This window comes from Halomonas sp. SCS19 (assembly GCF_040147015.1).
GTDB lineage: Bacteria > Pseudomonadota > Gammaproteobacteria > Pseudomonadales > Halomonadaceae > Halomonas > Halomonas litopenaei.
The window spans coordinates 2171453-2189517 of sequence record NZ_JAMSHN010000001.1; the positions used below are offsets into that span (position 1 = coordinate 2171453).

General features: G+C 66.8%; 20 protein-coding genes. 16 read left to right on the plus strand and 4 right to left on the minus strand.

The features are described 5' to 3' along the window. Nucleotides 1–87: 87 nt before the first annotated feature. Complete coding sequence (gene fucP / locus NFH97_RS09445) at nt 88–1434, plus strand: L-fucose:H+ symporter permease (RefSeq protein WP_349624729.1); 1347 nt, start codon at nt 88–90, stop codon at nt 1432–1434. Between the two features lie 53 nt (nt 1435–1487). Here fucP and NFH97_RS09450 read toward each other — a convergent pair whose 3' ends face one another. Continuing rightward, nucleotides 1488–2216 (minus strand): FadR/GntR family transcriptional regulator, encoded by a 729-nt coding sequence (locus tag NFH97_RS09450; RefSeq protein WP_349624730.1) that lies wholly within the window; start codon nt 2214–2216, stop codon nt 1488–1490. Between the two features lie 98 nt (nt 2217–2314). Between NFH97_RS09450 and NFH97_RS09455 the strand changes: the two genes are divergently transcribed. The 7 genes from NFH97_RS09455 (at nt 2315) to NFH97_RS09485 (ending at nt 9403) form a co-directional block, all read left to right on the plus strand. Next, a complete protein-coding gene (locus NFH97_RS09455) occupies nt 2315–3637 on the plus strand; it encodes an L-fuconate dehydratase (protein ID WP_349624731.1) in 1323 nt (440 codons plus the stop codon). Next, complete coding sequence (locus NFH97_RS09460) at nt 3634–4068, plus strand: RbsD/FucU domain-containing protein (protein WP_349624732.1); 435 nt, start codon at nt 3634–3636, stop codon at nt 4066–4068. Before NFH97_RS09455 ends, NFH97_RS09460 begins: the two co-directional genes overlap by 4 nt. Next, nucleotides 4068–4859: an amidohydrolase family protein gene (locus NFH97_RS09465; RefSeq protein ID WP_349624733.1), complete on the plus strand. Its 792-nt coding sequence runs from the start codon at nt 4068–4070 to the stop codon at nt 4857–4859. Before NFH97_RS09460 ends, NFH97_RS09465 begins: the two co-directional genes overlap by 1 nt. Continuing rightward, on the plus strand, nt 4856–5854 hold the full coding sequence (locus NFH97_RS09470; RefSeq protein WP_349624734.1) for an aldo/keto reductase: 999 nt from the start codon (nt 4856–4858) through the stop codon (nt 5852–5854). Before NFH97_RS09465 ends, NFH97_RS09470 begins: the two co-directional genes overlap by 4 nt. Further along, a complete protein-coding gene (locus NFH97_RS09475) occupies nt 5851–6702 on the plus strand; it encodes a fumarylacetoacetate hydrolase family protein (protein ID WP_349624735.1) in 852 nt (283 codons plus the stop codon). The genes NFH97_RS09470 and NFH97_RS09475 overlap by 4 nt, the downstream gene beginning before the upstream one ends. Nucleotides 6703–6705: 3 nt before the next feature. After that, nucleotides 6706–7452: an SDR family NAD(P)-dependent oxidoreductase gene (locus tag NFH97_RS09480; protein ID WP_045994754.1), complete on the plus strand. Its 747-nt coding sequence runs from the start codon at nt 6706–6708 to the stop codon at nt 7450–7452. 133 nt (nt 7453–7585) lie between these two features. Continuing rightward, a complete protein-coding gene (locus tag NFH97_RS09485) occupies nt 7586–9403 on the plus strand; it encodes an EAL domain-containing protein (RefSeq protein WP_349624736.1) in 1818 nt (605 codons plus the stop codon). Nucleotides 9404–9515: 112 nt separating this feature from the next. On the opposite strand, the gene flgN is transcribed toward NFH97_RS09485, so the two are convergent. The 3 genes from flgN to flgA form a co-directional block, all read right to left on the minus strand. Next, a complete protein-coding gene (flgN, locus tag NFH97_RS09490; RefSeq protein ID WP_287163782.1) occupies nt 9516–9965 on the minus strand; it encodes a flagellar protein FlgN in 450 nt (149 codons plus the stop codon). Then, nucleotides 9962–10267: a flagellar biosynthesis anti-sigma factor FlgM gene (gene flgM / locus NFH97_RS09495; protein WP_349624737.1), complete on the minus strand. Its 306-nt coding sequence runs from the start codon at nt 10265–10267 to the stop codon at nt 9962–9964. Before flgM ends, flgN begins: the two co-directional genes overlap by 4 nt. Before the next feature lie 169 nt (nt 10268–10436). Then, nucleotides 10437–11210 (minus strand): flagellar basal body P-ring formation chaperone FlgA, encoded by a 774-nt coding sequence (gene flgA / locus NFH97_RS09500; RefSeq protein WP_213230209.1) that lies wholly within the window; start codon nt 11208–11210, stop codon nt 10437–10439. Between the two features lie 252 nt (nt 11211–11462). Between flgA and flgB the strand changes: the two genes are divergently transcribed. The 8 genes from flgB (at nt 11463) to NFH97_RS09540 (ending at nt 17976) form a co-directional block, all read left to right on the plus strand. Then, entirely contained in the window at nt 11463–11879 is a 417-nt protein-coding gene (gene flgB / locus NFH97_RS09505) for a flagellar basal body rod protein FlgB (RefSeq protein ID WP_108132049.1), read from the plus strand. Nucleotides 11880–11918: 39 nt separating this feature from the next. Beyond that, nucleotides 11919–12323 (plus strand): flagellar basal body rod protein FlgC, encoded by a 405-nt coding sequence (gene flgC, locus NFH97_RS09510; RefSeq protein ID WP_045992584.1) that lies wholly within the window; start codon nt 11919–11921, stop codon nt 12321–12323. Nucleotides 12324–12327: 4 nt separating this feature from the next. Continuing rightward, nucleotides 12328–13023 (plus strand): flagellar hook assembly protein FlgD, encoded by a 696-nt coding sequence (gene flgD, locus NFH97_RS09515; protein WP_045992585.1) that lies wholly within the window; start codon nt 12328–12330, stop codon nt 13021–13023. A 56-nt stretch (nt 13024–13079) separates the two neighbouring features. Then, nucleotides 13080–14336, plus strand: a complete 1257-nt coding sequence (flgE, locus tag NFH97_RS09520) for a flagellar hook protein FlgE (RefSeq protein ID WP_222516310.1) — start codon at nt 13080–13082, stop codon at nt 14334–14336. Between the two features lie 59 nt (nt 14337–14395). Then, nucleotides 14396–15151: a flagellar basal-body rod protein FlgF gene (flgF, locus tag NFH97_RS09525; RefSeq protein WP_045992587.1), complete on the plus strand. Its 756-nt coding sequence runs from the start codon at nt 14396–14398 to the stop codon at nt 15149–15151. A 73-nt stretch (nt 15152–15224) separates the two neighbouring features. Then, the gene (gene flgG, locus NFH97_RS09530; RefSeq protein WP_045992588.1) at nt 15225–16007 is read left to right on the plus strand and encodes a flagellar basal-body rod protein FlgG; all 783 of its coding nucleotides are present in this window, start codon (nt 15225–15227) and stop codon (nt 16005–16007) included. Between the two features lie 96 nt (nt 16008–16103). Beyond that, the gene (locus NFH97_RS09535) at nt 16104–16826 is read left to right on the plus strand and encodes a flagellar basal body L-ring protein FlgH (protein WP_045992589.1); all 723 of its coding nucleotides are present in this window, start codon (nt 16104–16106) and stop codon (nt 16824–16826) included. 58 nt (nt 16827–16884) lie between these two features. Continuing rightward, a complete protein-coding gene (locus NFH97_RS09540) occupies nt 16885–17976 on the plus strand; it encodes a flagellar basal body P-ring protein FlgI (RefSeq protein WP_274601887.1) in 1092 nt (363 codons plus the stop codon). Nucleotides 17977–18065 lie beyond the last annotated feature (89 nt).

An 18065-nucleotide genomic window follows, 5' to 3' on the forward strand; every position in this document is an offset into this window, starting at 1 on the left:
CTCCTCGGCTAGCTTCTCCCTCACTAGCTAAATTCATCTGATCAATTGTCTCGATAACCACATACAAATACAGTCAAGGAGTCACTTGTGGATGCATCCTCTACCGCGGCGGCTGAGCAACAGTCGGCGCCGGAAAAGTCCTCTTTTCTGCACAGGGGCATGACCTTGCCCTTTGTGCTTATCGTCACCTGCTTTGCCGCCTGGGGGCTCGCCGGCAATCTGACCGACCCCCTGGTGTCGGTGTTCGGCTCGGTGTTCTCGATGAGCGCGCTGCAGGCGTCGCTGGTGCAGTTCGCCTACTACGGCGCCTATTTTGCCCTGGCGATCCCGGCGGCCTGGATCAATTCGCGCCTGGGCTACAAGGGCGGCGTGCTGATTGGCCTCTTGCTGGCGGCCACCGGGGGGCTTCTGTTCATGCCGGCCTCCCAGATGATGACCTACTCGATGTTCCTGGTGGCGCTGTTCACCCTGGCGGCGGGGCTGTCGATCCTCGAAACCTCCGCCAATCCCTACGTGATGGCGATGGGCCCGCGCGAGAACGCCACTCGGCGGCTGAATTTCGCCCAGTCCTTCAACCCGGTGGGGTCGAACCTGGGGGTGCTGCTGGCCGCGGTGTTTATCCTGCCCCACGTCAATCCGGCCACCGCCGAGCAGCGCGCCTCGCTGACCCAGGAGGCGCTGGCCGAGATGCAGTCGGCGGAATTGCAGGCGGTGATGGGCCCCTACATCACCCTGGCGCTGGTTTATGTGGTGATCGCGATCGCCATCGCCATGGTGCGGGTGCCGCGCCACGAGGCGCTGATGGCAGACCGCAAGAGCGAGACGGTGGCGCTGTCGGGAAGTCGTCTCGGCCGGCTGGTGCGCAACCGTCGCTACGCCTTCGGGGTGGTGGCGCAGTTCTTCAACGTGGCCGCCCAGACCTGCACCTGGACCTTCACCATCCACTACGTGACCGAGGCGCTGGGCGTCGGCAGCGAAGCGGCCGGCTACTGGCTGCAGGCCTCCCTGCTGGTCTTCCTGGTGTCGCGCTTCGTCATGGTCGGTGTCATGGGTCGGGTGGACCCGCGCAAGCTGATGACCGGGATGTGCGTGCTCGGCGTCGCGCTGTCGCTGGTGGCGGTATTCAGCGGCAACCTGCTCGGCGCGGTGGCCCTGGTGCTGCTGAGCGCCTGTATCTCGCTGCTGTTCCCCACCATCTACGGCATCTCGCTGGAAGGGCTCGGGCAGGACACCAAGTACGGCGCCGCAGGTCTTGTGATGGCGATCGTCGGTGGCGCCCTGGTGCCGCTGGCCCAGGGCTGGCTGATCGATATCACCTCGGCCCAGACCAGCTACCTGGTGGTGGCGGTGTGCTTCGCGGTGATCGTGGCCTTCGGCGTCTATGTGCAGCGTCATCCGCGGCCCGCGACCAGCAACGAGGGTGATCTGGTCTGATCAGACGTCTCTTGAACGGGCTCTGGCCGGGTGTCTCTTGTACTGGCAGCGCCTTAACGCGAATCGGGGGTGTCTCGCAGCACCACGGCGACCTGAGCGAGGTGAGTCTGCATGGCGGCATGGGCGCCCCTGGGGTCGCCGGCGACAACGGCATTGAGGATGGCCAGGTGTTCCTGGTGGGTGATGGCGATACGACCGCCGAGGTGGATCGATTGCCACAGCCGCATCCGCAGGGTCGGCCGCGACAGCGCCTCGAGCAGGGCGACCAGCACGGGGTTGCGGGAAATCCTCGCCAGGCTGAGGTGGAACTCCAGGTCGGCGGCCATGGCGCCTTCGTGGTCCAGCGCCTGGATGGCGGGCTCGGCCTCGGCCAGTACGGCCTTCAGGCGCTCGATGTCGTCATCGGTTCGGCGCAGCGCCGCCACCGCCGCGGCCTCCACCTCCAGCGCCTGGCGCACATTGTGTAAATCGCGGGATGAGGTCCCGGCCTGGATGCCCGCCCAGAATTCCAGGGGCTTCAGCAGCAGCCCCGGGTCCAGCGAGGTAACGGTGGTGCCGGAGCCCTGGCGAGTCTCGAGGATGCCCATGGCGACCAGCGCTCTGACCCCTTCACGCAGCGAGCTGCGCGAGACAGCGAAGCGGGTGGCGAGGATCGACTCGACGGGCAGGCGGTCGCCGGAGGCGATTTCACCGGAGACGATCATCTCCTGGATGCCTTGCACCACCACCTCGTACTGGGAAGGGCGGCGCTGGTCGCTTGCGGATGGGGGAGGCGGCGTCATGGCAGGGGCTCCGGCTCGGAAGGGGTGATCGAATCCCGCCATTCTATCGAAAACTTCGGCAGCACTTTAATACATCTGATGAATCTGGAGGACGATACGTGTCCGTCATCACCTCAATCGAACTGGTGGATCTGCGTTTTCCCACCTCGGACAGCAGCGACGGCTCCGACGCGGTCAACAAGGACGCCGACTACTCGGCGGCCTATCTCAGGCTGGTCACCGACGACAGCGCGCTCTATGGATGTGGCTTCACCTTTACCATCGGTCGCGGCAACGAGATCTGCCTGCAGGCCATGGAGGCCCTCGCCCAGCCGCTGGTCGGCCGCGACGCGGCCGAGGTCTGCCGGTCCCCGGGGGCGATCTATCGTGAACTCGCCGCGGATTCACAGCTTCGCTGGCTGGGCCCGGACAAGGGGGTGGTACACCTGGCGCGGGCGGCGGTGATGAACGCCGTCTGGGACCTGGCGGCCCGGCATGCGGGAGTGCCGCTGTGGCGTCTGGTCTGCGAGATGGAGCCGGAGGTGCTCGTCGAGCAGCTCGATCTCAGCTACCTGGGTGACGTGCTGAGCGCCGAGGAGGCGGTGGCGATGCTCAAGGAACAGCGACCCTTCCAGCAGGAGCGCATCGCCGAGCTGAGCGAGCAGGGCTTCCCCTGCTACACCACCTCGGCGGGGTGGCTCGGCTATTCGGACGAGAAGCTGGCCCGCCTGTGTCTGGAAGCGATGGACGAGGGCTACCGCCATATCAAGCTCAAGGTCGGCGCCAATCCCGAGGACGACGAGCGTCGCCTGGGGATCGCCCGCTCGGTGATCGGCCCCGATGTGGCGCTGATGATCGACGCCAACCAGATCTGGGAGGTGCCCGAGGCCATCGAGCGGGTCGAGGCGCTTTCCCATCACGACCTTCTGTGGATTGAGGAGCCCACCAGCCCGGATGACGTGCTGGGGCATCGCAGCATCGGCGATGGCGTGCGCCCGCTCGGCATCGGCGTCGCCACCGGCGAGCACGGCATGAACCGGGTGCTGTTCAAGCAGTTGCTGCAGGCCAACGCGGTCGACTACGTGCAGATCGACTCCTGCCGTCTTGCCAGCGTCAACGAGATCATCCCGGTGCTGCTGATGGCCAGGAAGTTCGGCAAGCCCGTCTGCCCCCACGCCGGCGGGGTGGGGCTGTGCGAGCTGGTCAATCATCTGGTGATGATCGACCACATCGCGGTGTCGGGGCCCGTGGACGGTCGGGTGGCCGAATTCGTCGATCACCTGCACGAACACTTCGTCGACCCCTGCGTCGTGCGAGATGGCGCCTATACATTGCCGCGTGAGCCGGGGTATTCCGCCGAGATCAAGGCCGAGACGCTGGCGGCCTGGGCCTGGCCGAACGGCACCGAGTGGACCCGTCGGCGCCAGGCGGTGCCGGCATGATCCGCGGCCCATTGCTCAATCCGCCCTTGCTCGAGGGCCTGGCCGCCGCCGGACACGGCGCCAGGGTGCTGGTGGCCGACGCCCTCTACCCGCATTCGACCGGTGCGCCGCCAGCGGCGAGCCGGGTCTACCTCAACCTGTGCGAGGGCATGGTGCCGGTGCTGTCGGTGATGGAGACGCTGGCCCAGGCGGTATTCCTGGAAGAGGTCACCTACATGGCCAACGCCGAGGGCGGCGCCTCCGAATCCGTGGTCGAGTGCCGCCAGCGGCTGGCCGACCACCGGCATGGGGGAGGCCAGCAGATCGCCTGGTCGAGCCTGGATCGCTGGGCCTTCTATGACGCCTGCCGCGGCCCCGAGGTGTGCCTGGTGGTGGCCACCGGCGAGTGCCGCCCCTACTCCAACTTTCTGCTGACGATAGGCGTTCCGTGATGATCGATACCCACCTTCACGTCTGGGATACCGGTGCGGTGCGGATTCCCTGGCTCGCCGATGCGGGCCTGCCCGCCCGGGCGCCGGTTCCCGATGGCCAGGACCGCCGCTACGTGCTGGTCGAGGCCGACGCCCCGGACCCCGCCGAGGAAGCCGCCTGGCTGATCTCGCTGGCCCAGCAGGACCGGCGGGTCCACGGCGTGGTGGCGAGCGTCGCGCTGGAGCTTCCCCAGGCCGAGCAGGCGCTGGCGAGTCTGGCCGAGGTGCCTCAGGTGGTCGGCGTCAGACGCCTGCTGCAGGACCGGGAGCTGTTTGACTCGGCGGCCCTGGTCGAGGGCCTGAAGCGCCTGGCCGACCGGGGCCTGCCCTTCGATGCCTGCGTCAGGGACCGGGAGCTGCCGCGCCTGCTGGCGTTGCTCGAGCGGGTGCCGGAGCTGACGGTGGTGCTCGACCATATGGGCAAGCCGAACCCGCGTGGTGGCGTCGCGCGAGAGGCCTGGCAGCGTAATCTGGCGCGCCTGGCCGAACTCGACAGGGTCCACTGCAAGCTGTCCGGGCTGCCGGCGGAGTGCCGCGACGCCGATGAGCTCGAGCGCCACGCCGCGGACATCGTCGACGTGGCGCTTGAGACCTTCGGTGCCGAGCGCTGCCTGCTCGGCAGCGACCGCCCGATCAGCCAGGACCCGAAGGACTGGTGCGAGCGGGTGCTGGCGCGGGTGCCCGCAGAAAAGCGCCAGGCCGTTGCCGAGGACAACGCCTTGAACATCTATCACAGGAGGGATGCCGGATGACGACATCGCCGATCGCCAGCCGTCTGCCGCCCAAGCTGCGCCGTGCCTTTGAGGGCCTCGGCGTCGGTGCGGCGCAGTTCGGCAACATGGGCAAGGTCACCCCCGAACAGGACTGCCTGGCCGCCGTGGACACCGCCTGGGAGCTGGGGCTGCGGTTTTACGACACGGCCCCGCACTATGGGCTCGGGCTGTCCGAACAGCGCCTGGGCAAGGCGCTCAAGGGACGCTCGCCGGACGACTTCGTCATCTCCACCAAGGTGGGGCGCCTGCTGGAGCCCAACCCTTCCCCCCAGGGCAGCGACGAGGCCAACGGTTTCCACGTGGCCGATGACCTGACCCGGCGGCGTGACTACACCGCCGAGGGCGTCAGGCAGAGCCTGGAGGCCTCGCTTGCGCGCCTCGACATGGCGTCGGTGGACATCCTCTGGATCCATGACCCGGAAGAGCCCACGGATCGCTTCGAGGAAGCCCTGGCGGGGGCCGTCCCCGAGCTCGAACGCCTGCGCGAGCAGGGCAGGATCGCGGCCTGGGGCGTGGGCTCCAAGGACGCCGGCATGCTCAAGCGCTTCGTCGATCAGGCAAGGCCAGACCTGATCATGCTGGCCGGTCGCTACACCCTGCTGGAGCAGGAACAGACAGGACTGATGAGCGCCTGTCTCGAACGCCAGGTCGGTGTGGTCGCCGTCGGCGCCTTCAATTCGGGCCTGCTGGCGCGTGACGAGCCTCCCGCCGACGCCTGGTACGAGTACGGCCAGGCACCAGAGGCGGTGCTCGAACGTGCCCGCGAACTCGCCGCGGTGGCGCGAGCCCACGGCGTCAGCCTGCCGGCGGCGGCGCTGGCCTTTCCGTGGCGCCACCCGGCCGTGGTCAACGTCATGGCCGGAATGCGCTCGCCTGAGCAGGTGAAGCGAAATCATGCACTGGCCTCGTGCGATATCCCCGAGGCCTTCTGGAACGAACTGCAGGCGCGAGGCCTGCTGAAGGAGAACACATGAAGCTGTTGCGCCGTGGAACGATGGGTAACGAGATGCCGCTGGTCGAAGTTGAAGGCGTGCTCTACGACGCCTCGCCGGTGGGCGACTTCGGGCCAGGCTTCTGGAAGGACAACGGCGTGGCGCATCTTCGCCAGCTGCTGGACGCCGGGCGGCTGACCGCCGTCGAGCTTGCCGACGAGGTACGCCACGGCTCGCCGGTGGCGGCGGTGGGCTCGGTGATCTGCATCGGTCAGAACTACGCCGCCCACGCCGCCGAGTCCGGCGCCGAGCCGCCGAAGCAACCCATCGTCTTCTTCAAGACGCCCAACACCGTCGCCGGCCCCGACGATACCGTCACCATCGCGCGCGGTTCGGAAAAGACCGATTGGGAGGTCGAGCTCGCCATCGTGATCGGCAGCACCGCCAGCTACTGCGACTCGCTGGAGGAAGCGGCCAGTCATATTGGCGGCTATGTGCTCGCCAACGACCTGTCGGAGCGCAAGTTCCAGCTCGAGGTCTCCGGCGGCCAGTGGAGCAAGGGCAAGTGCAGCCCGGGCTATATGCCGCTGGGCCCCTGGATCGTGACCGCCGACGCCTTCGATCCCGCCGATGTGGGCCTGCGCTCCTGGGTCAACGGCGAGCCACGCCAGGACTCCCGCACCTCGGACATGATCTTCGGCTGCGCCGAGATCGTACGCGATCTGTCGCAGTACATGCAGCTCGAGCCCGGCGACGTCATCTCTACCGGAACCCCCGAAGGGGTAGCGGTCTCGGGGCGCTTCGACTACCTCAAGCCGGGCGACGTGGTCGAGGTGGAGATCGACGGCCTGGGCCGCCAGCGTCAGACATTTCGTGCCTGGGAGGGCTAATCCATGACAGCTCGATTCGAAGGACGGGTGGCCATCGTCACCGGTGGCGCCTCGGGCATCGGTGCGGCGATCGCCGAGTGCCTGGCCAGTGAGGGCGCCCGCGTCGCCGTACTGGATCGCGAAGATCCCGCCAATCAACACCACTGGGAAGCGTGCGATGTCGCCAGCAGCGAGCAGGTAGAGCGCGCGGTAACGGCGGTCGCCAGTGCGCTGGGGCGTATCGACATCGTGGTCAACAACGCGGGCATCGGCGCCCAGGGCGACGTCGCGGGCAACCCGGACGAGGAGTGGGCGCGCGCCTGGGAGGTCAACGTCGCCGGCATGGCGCGGGTGTCTCGGGCGGCGCTGCCTCATCTGCGCGAGTCGGACGCCGCCGCCATCGTCAATATGGCGTCCATCGCCGCCACCGCGGGGATTCAGCAAAGGGCCCTGTACTCGGCGACCAAGGGCGCCGTGCTGGCCTTGACCAGAGCCATGGCGGCCGACCACCTGCAACAGGGCATTCGGGTCAACTGTGTCTCGCCCGGCACCGCGGATACCCCCTGGATCGGCCGCTTGCTTGCGCAGGCGCCTGATCCCGAGGCCGAGCGTGCCGCGCTGGAGGCCCGCCAGCCCCACGGACGGCTGGTCGCCGCCGCCGAGGTGGCTCAGGCGGTGGCCTATCTGGCCGATCCCGCCAATCGCTCGACGGTGGGGGTCTGTCTGCCGGTGGATGGTGGCATGGACGCCCTGCGCCTGCGTCCGCGCTAGTCCTGTTCATGTGAAAAACGTTCATGTCGGTCCTCAAGAGTACGCCGGCCTAGCCGATAGTGGTTATATTAGGTAATGCGCACCGCTTACCTCTATCTGGGCAGGGCTCATGGCTAAGGATCGATCAGCGGGCTTGGGCCCGACGACGCTGTTGCAGGCGGCTTCCGCCGGCAAGGTCGCCCGGCATCCATCGGTGGTGGCGGGGCTGGTGCTTGACCGCGCCCCGGTGGGGCTGGCGCTGATCGATGCCAACGACCGCCTTTTATGGGCCAACACTGCGCTGACGGAGTTGGCCTGTCCCACCGGTGGCGAGCTGCAGGGCCGCAATCTCAACGAGCTGTTTCGCCCCTTCGTCAATCTGCTGGGGGAGCGGGGCAGCTACCATACCCTGTCACCCGGCGAGGACTGGCAGCAGGCCTGGCTTGCGGTGGATGACAGCGCCAGCGCCCGGCTGGGGCTGATGTCCTGCGTGGCCTTCGACCGAGGCGCCGATGCGTCTCTGGACAGCGGCACCGATCCGCTGATGTGGCTGGTCACCTTCGTCGATCTCGACGCCGACGCCGACGCGGTACTGGATCGCCGCCATGCCGATATCGGCAACGTGGCCAGTACCTGGATCTTCGAGGACCGCCTGTCCCACGCTTTCGATCGCGCCGACCGTCTTGGTCAGCGCCTCGGCGTGATGCTGGTCGAGCTGCACGGCCTGTCGCGCATCCTGGTGGACCATGGTGGCGAGATGGCGTCGCGGGTGTCGCGCCGGGCCGGACGCCGACTGGTCAACGTGCTGCGCCGGGAAGACAGCGTGGTGCAGATCGATCGCGAACGCTGGGGGGTGCTGCTCGAGCATCCGGTCACGCCGGAGACCATGCAACTGGTGGCCGACCGCTGCCTCGAAGCGCTGGAACCCCCCTTTACCCTGCCCGGCTATCAGCCCGCCTTGATCGAGCCGCGCATCGGCATCGTCCTGTGTCCGGAAGACGGCGAGGAAACCGGCGAGCTGCTGGCCCACGCCGAAAAGGCGCTGGAAGAGGCCGTGCCCGGAGGTTTCGCCTTCTACGACGGCAGCCTGCAGCGTCTGATGGAGCGCCAGCAGCGCTTCCGTCACGAGCTGCAGGAAGCGCTGATGTTCCCCGATCAGCAGTTCTTCCTGGTGTATCAGCCCCAGTTCGATCTGCTCACCCGGCGCTGCTGCGGGCTCGAGGCGCTGGTGCGCTGGCGCCATCCCCAGCGTGGCGAGGTGGCGCCGGCAGAATTTGTCGCGCTCGCTGCCGATATGCAGCTGGTCGACCGGCTAGATCGCTGGGTGCTAAAGGAAGTCGTGGCCCAGCGCCGGCGCTGGCGCGAGGCCGGCTCCGAGCTGGGTGACTGGGATATCTCGGTGAACATTCACCACCGCCTGCTGGATCAGGCCGGCTTCGATGGCCGCGCCCTGGATCTCTACCTGCGCCAGCTATGCGAGTCTGGCGCGAAGGGGGAGGCGGGTGCCCAGAAGGAGGCGGGCGGCCACTATCGCCACGAGTGCCTCGACTGGTTGTGCCTGGAGGTGGATGGCGCGGGGTTGTTCGAGGTGGGCCACCGCCAGTCCCACCTGTTAAGGCGTATCGTCGCTTTGGGCGTGCGGCTCGGCGTCGATGGGCTGGGCCGCTCCCCGGTGGACCTGTTCGGCATGGCCTCGCTGCCGGTGACCCTGGGCAAGCTGGGGCCGGAGACCCTCAAGACCCTGGCCGATCCCTCCACCAGCATGCGCCAGAGCGTGGCGGCGCTGATGCGCTGCCTCGAGGCGCTGGAGTTCGTCGCGGTGGCGGTGGGGGTCGAGACCGCCGAACAGCTCGATACCATCAAGGCGCTGGGGCTTGTCCGGATTCAGGGGCGTCTTGTCGGTGCGCCGCTGGAAAGCGAGGCCCTGGTGGGCTGGGCGGCCTCCGGCGCGCATCCCGCGATAGCGATCTGAGCCAGCCATTGATGCCGCCAAGGTGGCAGAGCCGGGCAGGTGTTTCCGAGAGGAGGCGTCAGGCCGAGATATTAAGAGCCCAAGCTGCGAGCCAAGACCTTGAACCAGGAAATCAGGCCGAGACGTTGAGCCGAGAGGGCTGCAGCCGGGTGCGGCCGTCGGGCTGGTAGACGCTGGCGTTGGCGATGCGGTGGATCTGGTCGAGCATGCGCTGGTTGTGCTCCATGCGCAGGGCCAGCAGTTCGCCACAGCGCAGATTGGCGCGGGAGACTTCCCTGGCGAGTGCCATGGTGGTCTGCCAGGCGGCTTCGCAGCCGGCGTCACGGGCGGCTTGCAGGGTGCCCTCGCGGTCATCGGGGTAGCCCAGTCGGCACTGTACCTGATGGCGGCGGGCTTCCGTCTCGGCAAGCCTTTGCTGGATCTCGGACTTCTGGCCGGCGAGCGCCACCAGCGCCTCGCTGTCGACCTGGCCCTGAACCAGGCACTCCTGTTCCTCGCCCAGCAGGGCCAGCAGCTCGGCGAGTCGCTCACGCTGCTGGTCGAGCAGTCGGGCAAGACTCACGACTGCGAGCCCTCTGAGCCATCGCCGAGCATGTCGCGGACGCTGTCGATCAGGCCGTCGGCGATGCGTTCGGGATGGATTTCCAGGCGACCCTCGCGGATGGCGTCACGAATCTGTTCGACCCGGGCGCTGTCGATGTCCTGGCTGGTATCCGCCGCCGGGCGGCTCAGGTGGGCCTGGGCACCGGCTTCGACACCGGCGCCAGCGGTTTTTTGCGTCTCGCTTTGCTGGAGCTTGTCGCTGTGCTGCGGCCCCTCGCTTTGGGCGGGGCGGGTCAGAGGATGTTGCGAATCGATCTTCACGGGCAAGGCCTCACGAGAATGGCGATGGGACCAGGCGCTGGCTGTCGCCGTTGATCCGAATGTCTGCGTCTATGTACATCATCGGCCGCAAGAACAAGAACTTTAGGGCTGGCGCACCAGCCGGTTTTTAACGCCGTATTACCGAGCGCAGGCACTTTTCATCAACGTCCTAGTAGGTTACCGCCAGCCGGCCGTGTTCCACCACCCGGGCGTCGAGGATCTGGCGCCGATCCACCCTTACCCGCACGATATCGCCGAGGCCGCCGGCCTCCAGCGCCTCGCCCTGGCGGCTGATGCGAAAGCCCCGGCCACTGGCTTCCACCGCGACCTGCTCGCCGCGTCTCACCAGCTTGGGTGATGTCAGCTGATGGGCCGACAGCGCTTGACCCTGGCGAATCCCGCGTCGTGCGATCTGACCGATGGCCGCTTGTGGATCGGTCAGCGCCTGGGACGGCAGACGGCTTACGTCGAAGCGCTCGCTGGTCAGCATGTCCGCGCTCAGGCGCTCGCCGGGGGCGATGTCCCGCGCCGCCACCAGTCGCTCGCCCAGTCGGGTGATTTCGGCCTGCAGATAGCGGCTGCGATGCCGCTCTCCCTCGCAGCGAAGCCCCACCGAGACGCGTCCGGCCAGTCGGCTCCCCGCCCGGGGCAGGAAGGGTTCGGGCTGGCGGCAGTCAGCCAGGCTCGCCGCCGGCGGGAATACCTGAATCTCCAGATCGCCCGGCCGGGCGCCGTCGGCCAGGGCCTGCTCGAACAGAAAGCTCTCTACCCGTGTCAGCGCTTCCCCGGTGCCCGCATCGACACCGCCGTCATCGACCGCCTGGCCGCTGGCCTGGGCGGTGCTGGCGGCAAAGCCTGTGCTGACACACAGCACCAGCGCCGCCCGGGCGATGACCCAGGACAGGGAAGCAGTGGCTTGTACAAGAGATGAGGATCGAGACATCGGGATACCGGTGGTCGGTGCGATCTTTAGCGCCCGGGGCCGTTTGAAGGGCGCTTTCCTGGCCTTTCAAGGGCGCTTGCCTGGCCATTCAAGGGCCATGGCACACCAGTGTAGAGAAGCCGGCATCGACGCATGGTCTGAAATGGGCGTGGAAATGGGGGCTGTTCACGGCTTTGTGCAGACAGGGGCCTGGGTATTCTTCATCGTCGAACCCCTTGTCTCTTTGTTCCCTTGCTTACGGAGCGCACCGGGATGATCGATCAGCTCGAGGCCTCGCTCGCTTTTCACCAGCAGGCCCTGTCGCTTAGACAGGAACGCCAGAAGGTCCTGGCCAGCAATATCGCCAATGCCGATACCCCCGGCTACAAGGCACGCGACATGGACTTTTCCCAGGCCCTGGAAGCCGCGACCAAGGGGGCGAATCAGCCTGGTCTGGCCCTGGCGCGGACGTCCAGTCACCACCTGTCGGGTCATGGCCAGGCGATGTCGCTTGGCGGCAGCGAGCTCAAGTACCGCGTACCGGAGCAGGCCAGCCTCGACGGCAACACCGTGGACATGGACCGCGAGCGGGCCGCCTTCACCGACAACTCGGTGCGTTACCAGGCCGCGCTGACGATCCTCAACAGTCGCATCCAGGGCCTCAAGCAGGCCATGCAGCCCGAGCAGTAAGCCCGGTCCATCTCAGTTTCCAAGCAGGGAGAGCGCCCCATGTCGATGTTTTCGATCTTCGATATCTCCGCCTCGGCGATGTCTGCCCAGGCCCAGCGCATGAACGTCACCGCCAGCAATATGGCCAACGCCGACAGCGTGGCCGGCCCCGACGGCGAGGCCTACCGCGCCCGCCAGGCGGTGTTCGAGTCCCGTGCCGCCAGTGACGGCATCGGTGGTGTCGGTGTGCGCGAGGTGGTCGAGGACCCCTCGCCGCTGCGCCAGGAGTATCGTCCCGAGCACCCGCTGGCCGATGACGCCGGCTACGTGGCGATGCCCAACGTCGACCCGGTGGGCGAGATGGTCAACATGATCTCCGCCTCCCGCTCCTATCAAGCCAACGTCGAGGTCATGAACACCAGCAAGCAGCTGATGCTCAAGACCCTGACCCTGGGCGAGGGCTGATCCCATGGCCAACACCATCGATGCAAGCGTTTACCAATCGGTCAACGCCGCCACCGCTCAGGCCAGCTCCAAGCAGGCGTCCGACGAGCTCGGCGACAACTTCATGACCATGCTGGTGACCCAGCTGCAGAACCAGGATCCGCTCAATCCCATGGACAACAGCGAGATGACCTCGCAGTTGGCCCAGATCAACACGGTTTCCGGCATCGAGTCTCTCAACGAGACCATGTCGTCGATCACCGGCCAGATCAACGCCGGCCAGGCGCTGCAGGCCACCGGGCTGATCGGCAAGGGCGTGCTGGTGCCGGGGGATCGCATCGTCATGGCCCACAACGATGAAGGCGCGCCGGTCTCCACGCCCTTTGGCGTCGAGCTGGAAAGCCCCGCCGCCGAGGTCAAGGTGACCATCACCAACGAGTCCGGTGAGGTCATCAACAGCTACAACCTGGGCCCGGCCTCCGCCGGGACCGAGTCGTTCCAGTGGGACGGCATGACAGGTGAAGGCGTGGCGGCCCCCGAAGGTGCCTATCACGTCAGCATCGAGGCCACCGGTGTCGAGGGCGAGGAGCTTGCGGTGACCGCGCTCAACTACGCCCAGGTCGGCGGGGTGTCCCCGGCGGATGACAGCGGCCAGGTGCAACTCGATCTGGGTGCTGTCTACGGGCAGGTGGCGCTGAGCGATATCCGCCAGATTCTGTAGCGAACGCAGGATGACCGTCGGGTCATCGACGCAGGGAAACGTATAAGGAGAGTGACATGGGTTTTTCACAAGCGCTGAGTGGTCTGAACGCCGCCGCCGATAGCCTGGACGTGCTGGGCAACAATATCGCCAACTCCCAGACCGTGGGCTACAAGAGCGGTAGTGCGCAGTTCGCCGACGTCTTCGCCAACTCCCAGATCGGCCTGGGTACCAAGGTCTCCACCGTGCTGCAGGACTTCAGCGGCGGCAACCTGGAGTCCACCAACCGTCCGCTGGATCTGGGCATCAGCGGTGACGGCTTCTTCCGCATGGAACAGAACGGCCAGGTGGTCTACAGCCGCAACGGCCAGCTGACCATGACCCCGGACGGCTACCTGCAGAACGCCCAGGGCGCGCGCATCATGGGTTACGGCGTCAACGCCGCCGGTGCGGTCCAGGTGGGCGGCCAGCCCGAGGTGCTGCAGATCGAGGCCGACGAGATGCCGGCCAGCGCCACCACCGAGGTGTCCACCACCTTCAACCTGGACTCGCGCAAGGTCGTCGACGAAGACCTCAACAGCGTCACCCTGGCGGGCTCCGACGGCTCCACCGGCGTCGAGGTCGACTACCACTACTCCAACAACTTCACCGCCTACGACTCGCTGGGTAACCCGCGCAATGTCACCGTCTACTACGAGAAGACGGGCGCGAAGACCTGGACCGGCACCATGGCGATGGATGGCAAGGTGTTGATGGACGAGACCGCGACACCTGTCGCAGCGCAGACCCTCTCCATGGAGTTTGACACCAATGGTCAACTGGTCACCCCTGCTGATGGCAAGTTTCCGGTCACCTTTGCCTCGGCCGACTACTTCAATGGCGCTGCCAATGACATGACGCTGGACTTCGATATCTCCGGCTCCACCCAGTTCGGCAATAACGCCAGCACCACCGCACTCAACCAGAACGGCTACACCTCCGGCGCCCTGGTCGGTATCAGCATCGACAGTGACGGCACCGTGGTGCGCAGCTACTCCAACGAGCAGACCCGCCCGGCCGGCCAGATCGCCCTGGCCAGCTTCCGCAACCCCGAGGGCCTGTCACCCGCCGGTGACAACACCTGGGCCGCCACCGACGCCTCCGGCCAGGAGCTGGTCGGTGCCCCGGGTACCGGCCTGCTGGGCGGCATCCAGTCCGGCGCCATCGAGACCTCCAACGTCGACATGGCCAAGGAGCTGGTCAGCATGATCGTCACCCAGCGCGCCTACCAGGCCAATTCGCAGACCATCAAGACCCAGGACGAAGTGCTGCAGACCGCCATCAACCTGCGCTGATGACCACGCCGGCCGCTGCCTCGGGCGGCGGCCTCTCACACCTTCCAGGGGAGTCGTAGATGGATCGCATGCTCTACACCGCCATGAGCGGCGCACGCCAGACCATGGAGCAGCAGTCGGTGGTCAGCCACAACCTGGCCAACGCCTCGACCACGGGCTTTCGCGCCCAGCTTCACGCCATGCGCGCGGTGCCGGTCGAGGGCGAGGCGCGTCTCGACACCCGGGTGTCCACCGCCGCCTCGACCCCGGGGGCGGACTTTTCCCCCGGAGCCATCACCCGTACCGGTCGCACCCTGGACGTGGCCATCGACGGTGACGGCTTCTTCGCGGTGGAAAGCGACGACGGCAGCGAGGCCTATACCCGTCGCGGCGACCTGCAGGTGGACGGCAACGGCCTGCTGACCTCGGTGGGGCGCCCGGTGATCGGCGAGGGTGGGCCGATCCAGGTGCCGCTGGAGGCCGAGCTGTTCCTCGGCGCCGACGGCACCATCAGCGCCATCGGCATGGGCCAGGACCCCGACGCCCTGGCCGAGATCGGCCGGCTCAAGCTGGTCGAGCCGCAGCCCGGCGAGCTGACCCGTGGCGGCGACGGTCTATTTCGCTCCATCGGTGAGAATGGCGAGCCTGCTGCGCTGGCGGCCTCCGACCAGGTACGGGTGGTCAGCGGGGCGCTGGAGGGCAGCAACGTCAATCCGGTGGAGTCCATGGTGGCGATGATCGATGTGGCGCGGCGCTACGAGCTGCAGACCAAGATGATCAGCACCGCCGACGAGAACGCCCAGAAGGCCAACAGCCTGCTGTCGTTGAACGGCTGACCCCTTCAACCGACGGCCAGGGCCGAATTATTGAGCGGTCAGGGGATCCTCCTGACCGAGGGAGAGAAGAACCATGATCAAGTCGCTGTGGACGGCCAAGACCGGACTCGAATCCCAGCAGGTCCAGCTGGACGTGATTTCCAACAATCTGGCCAACGTCTCGACCAACGGCTTCAAACAGTCCCGGGCGGTGTTCGAGGACCTTCTGTACCAGAACATGCGCCAGCCCGGCGCCCAGAACAACGTCCAGGACCGCCTGCCCTCGGGCATGCAGATCGGTTCCGGCGTGCGTCCGGTGGCCACCGAGCGCCTGCACACCCAGGGTGGGCTCGAGGCCACCGAGAACTCGCGTGATCTGGCGATCAACGGCAAGGGCTTCTTCCAGGTGCTGATGCCCGACGGTACCACCGCCTTCACCCGTGACGGCAGCTTCCAGCTCGACGAGAACGGCCAGATGGTCACCGCCAACGGCTATCCGCTGGAGCCGGCCATCATCATCCCCGACAACGCCCTGTCGGTGGACATCGGCGAGGATGGCGTGGTCTCGGTGACCCAGCCCGGTACCAGCGAGTCCGACGAGGTGGGCCAGATCACCATCTCCACCTTCGTCAACGCCACCGGCCTTCAGTCCATCGGCGGCAACCTGTACCTCGAGACCAGCTCGTCCGGGCCGCGCAACGAACTGATGCCGGGCATGAACGGTGCCGGCCGACTGCTGCAGGGCTATGTGGAGACCTCCAACGTCAATGTGGTGGAGGAGATGGTCAGCATGATCCAGACCCAGCGCGCCTACGAGATCAACTCCAAGGCGGTGCAGACCAGTGATGAGATGCTGGCACGCCTGGCGCAACTCTAGGGCTTGTCTGAAAAGTGCCTGCGCTCATCGACCCTTTTCGGATAGCGCCTAGTCACGACTCTGATAATAAATTCCGCGGTGGCACTGGAGACGGCCATGCACCCTGACACGACCTCATCATCTGGCGCGCCACACGGTGGGGCTCATGCTGTTCTGCGCCTGGCGACGCTGGCGCTGGCCCTGGTGCTGCTGACGCTTGCCGGCTGCGCCCAGATTCCCCACGCCTCGGTGGTGGGCGAGCAGGAGCAGATCGAGATCCCCGATCGGCCGCTGCCGGTGGCCAATGGGTCGATCTTCCAGAAGGCCCGGGGCTACCAGCCGCTGTTCGAGGATCGTCGTCCGCGCAGCGTCGGCGACATCCTGACCATCGTGCTGGACGAAGAGGTCAGCGCCAGCAAGAACTCCCGCTCCAACGCCGACCGTGACGGCGGCTCCAGCCTGACCTTCTCCCAGGTGCCGGAAGGCCTGGAGGAACTGATGGACTACGGCTTCGAGATCGACGGCGATACAGATTTCGAGGGCGGCGGTGGCTCCGAGGCCAACAACTCCTTTACCGGCACCATTACCGTCTCGGTGATCGAGGTGATGAACAACGGCAACCTCAGGGTACGCGGCGAGAAGCAGATCGCGATCAACCAGGGCACCGAGTTCATCCGCTTCGGCGGGGTGGTCAATCCGCGTTTCATCACCACCCAGAACACCGTGCCGTCCACGGCGGTGGCCGATGCGCGCATCGAGTACGTGGGCAACGGCTACATCAACGAGGCGCAGCACATGGGCTGGATGCAGCGGTTCTTCCTGAACGTTTCCCCCTTCTAGGCCGAGCATGATGAGAAACCCTGTCTCCCGTCGCCCCACCCTGACCCTCGGCAGCCTGATGCTGGTGTTGCTGATCGCGCTGTCGGCCTTCTCCCACCTGGCCCGTGCCGAGAAGGTCCGCGACCTGGCCAGCTTCGCCGGGGTGCGCGACAACCAGCTGGTGGGCTACGGCCTGGTGGTGGGCCTGGACGGCTCCGGTGACCAGACCATGCAGGCGCCGTTTACCGGCCAGAGTCTCAACAACATGCTGTCCCAGCTCGGCATCACCGTGCCGCCGGGCACCAACATGCAGTTGCGCAACGTGGCGGCGGTGATGGTCACCGCCGATCTGCCGCCGTTCGCCCAGCCCGGCCAGCGCCTCGACGTGGTGGTGTCTTCCATCGGTAATGCCCGCAGCCTGCGCGGTGGCACCCTGTTGATGACGCCATTGAAGGGCGCCGACGGCGACGTCTACGCCCTGGCCCAGGGCAACCTGTTGATCAACGGTGCCGGCGCCGAGTCCGCCGGCTCCAGCGTGCAGATCAGCCACCAGGCCGCCGGGCGTATCGCCGGCGGCGCCATGGTCGAGCAGACGGTACCGCTGGCGCTGGGCAGCCGTGATGGCGTGCTGGAGCTGCAGCTCAACCAGGCCGACTTCGGTACCGCCGAGCGCGTGGTCCGGGCGATCAACGACACCTTCGACTACCCGGTGGCCTCGGCCAGAAACGGCGGCGTCATCGCCCTGAACGGGCCGACCAACGCCAACTCTCGGGTCAACTTCATGGCCCGTGTCGAGAACGTCGACGTCACCCCGATGCCGGCCCGGGCCAAGGTGGTGCTGAATTCGCGCACCGGCTCCATCGTGCTCAACGGCAGCGTGACGCTCAAGCGCGCCGCCGTGGCTCACGGCAACCTGTCGATTGTCATCGACACCGCCTTCGGCGTCAGCCAGCCGGCGCCCTTCAGCCGTGGCGGCGAGACCACGGTGGTACCGGACTCCGATATCACCATCGACGAGGGCCAGGGCACCCTGCAGGTGGTCGAAGGCGCCAATCTGCTCGACGTGGTGGACGCCCTCAACGCCCTCGGCGCGACCCCCAACGACCTGATGTCGATCCTCGAGGCGCTCAAGGCCGCGGGATCGCTCAGAGCCGAGCTGGAGATCATCTGATGGCTATCTCGGATCTTTCATCGGGGCTGGCTTCGGGGCCCATGACCGGACTCTCGGGTTCTGCCCTGTCCGGCGCCAGCCGGGCCACC

Excerpts from the sequence above, each read along its gene's own strand:
- NFH97_RS09535 (WP_045992589.1), top strand. The coding sequence starts at position 16,104 with ATGCACCCTGACACGACCTCATCATCTGGCGCGCCACACGGTGGGGCT.
- NFH97_RS09465 (WP_349624733.1), top strand. The coding sequence starts at position 4,068 with ATGATCGATACCCACCTTCACGTCTGGGATACCGGTGCGGTGCGGATT.
- flgA (WP_213230209.1), bottom strand. The coding sequence starts at position 11,210 with ATGTCTCGATCCTCATCTCTTGTACAAGCCACTGCTTCCCTGTCCTGG.
- flgB (WP_108132049.1), top strand. The coding sequence starts at position 11,463 with ATGATCGATCAGCTCGAGGCCTCGCTCGCTTTTCACCAGCAGGCCCTG.
- flgC (WP_045992584.1), top strand. The coding sequence starts at position 11,919 with ATGTCGATGTTTTCGATCTTCGATATCTCCGCCTCGGCGATGTCTGCC.
- NFH97_RS09470 (WP_349624734.1), top strand. The coding sequence starts at position 4,856 with ATGACGACATCGCCGATCGCCAGCCGTCTGCCGCCCAAGCTGCGCCGT.
- NFH97_RS09540 (WP_274601887.1), top strand. The coding sequence starts at position 16,885 with ATGCTGGTGTTGCTGATCGCGCTGTCGGCCTTCTCCCACCTGGCCCGT.
- NFH97_RS09480 (WP_045994754.1), top strand. The coding sequence starts at position 6,706 with ATGACAGCTCGATTCGAAGGACGGGTGGCCATCGTCACCGGTGGCGCC.
- NFH97_RS09460 (WP_349624732.1), top strand. The coding sequence starts at position 3,634 with ATGATCCGCGGCCCATTGCTCAATCCGCCCTTGCTCGAGGGCCTGGCC.
- flgE (WP_222516310.1), top strand. The coding sequence starts at position 13,080 with ATGGGTTTTTCACAAGCGCTGAGTGGTCTGAACGCCGCCGCCGATAGC.
- flgG (WP_045992588.1), top strand. The coding sequence starts at position 15,225 with ATGATCAAGTCGCTGTGGACGGCCAAGACCGGACTCGAATCCCAGCAG.
- NFH97_RS09475 (WP_349624735.1), top strand. The coding sequence starts at position 5,851 with ATGAAGCTGTTGCGCCGTGGAACGATGGGTAACGAGATGCCGCTGGTC.
- flgD (WP_045992585.1), top strand. The coding sequence starts at position 12,328 with ATGGCCAACACCATCGATGCAAGCGTTTACCAATCGGTCAACGCCGCC.
- NFH97_RS09450 (WP_349624730.1), bottom strand. The coding sequence starts at position 2,216 with ATGACGCCGCCTCCCCCATCCGCAAGCGACCAGCGCCGCCCTTCCCAG.
- flgF (WP_045992587.1), top strand. The coding sequence starts at position 14,396 with ATGGATCGCATGCTCTACACCGCCATGAGCGGCGCACGCCAGACCATG.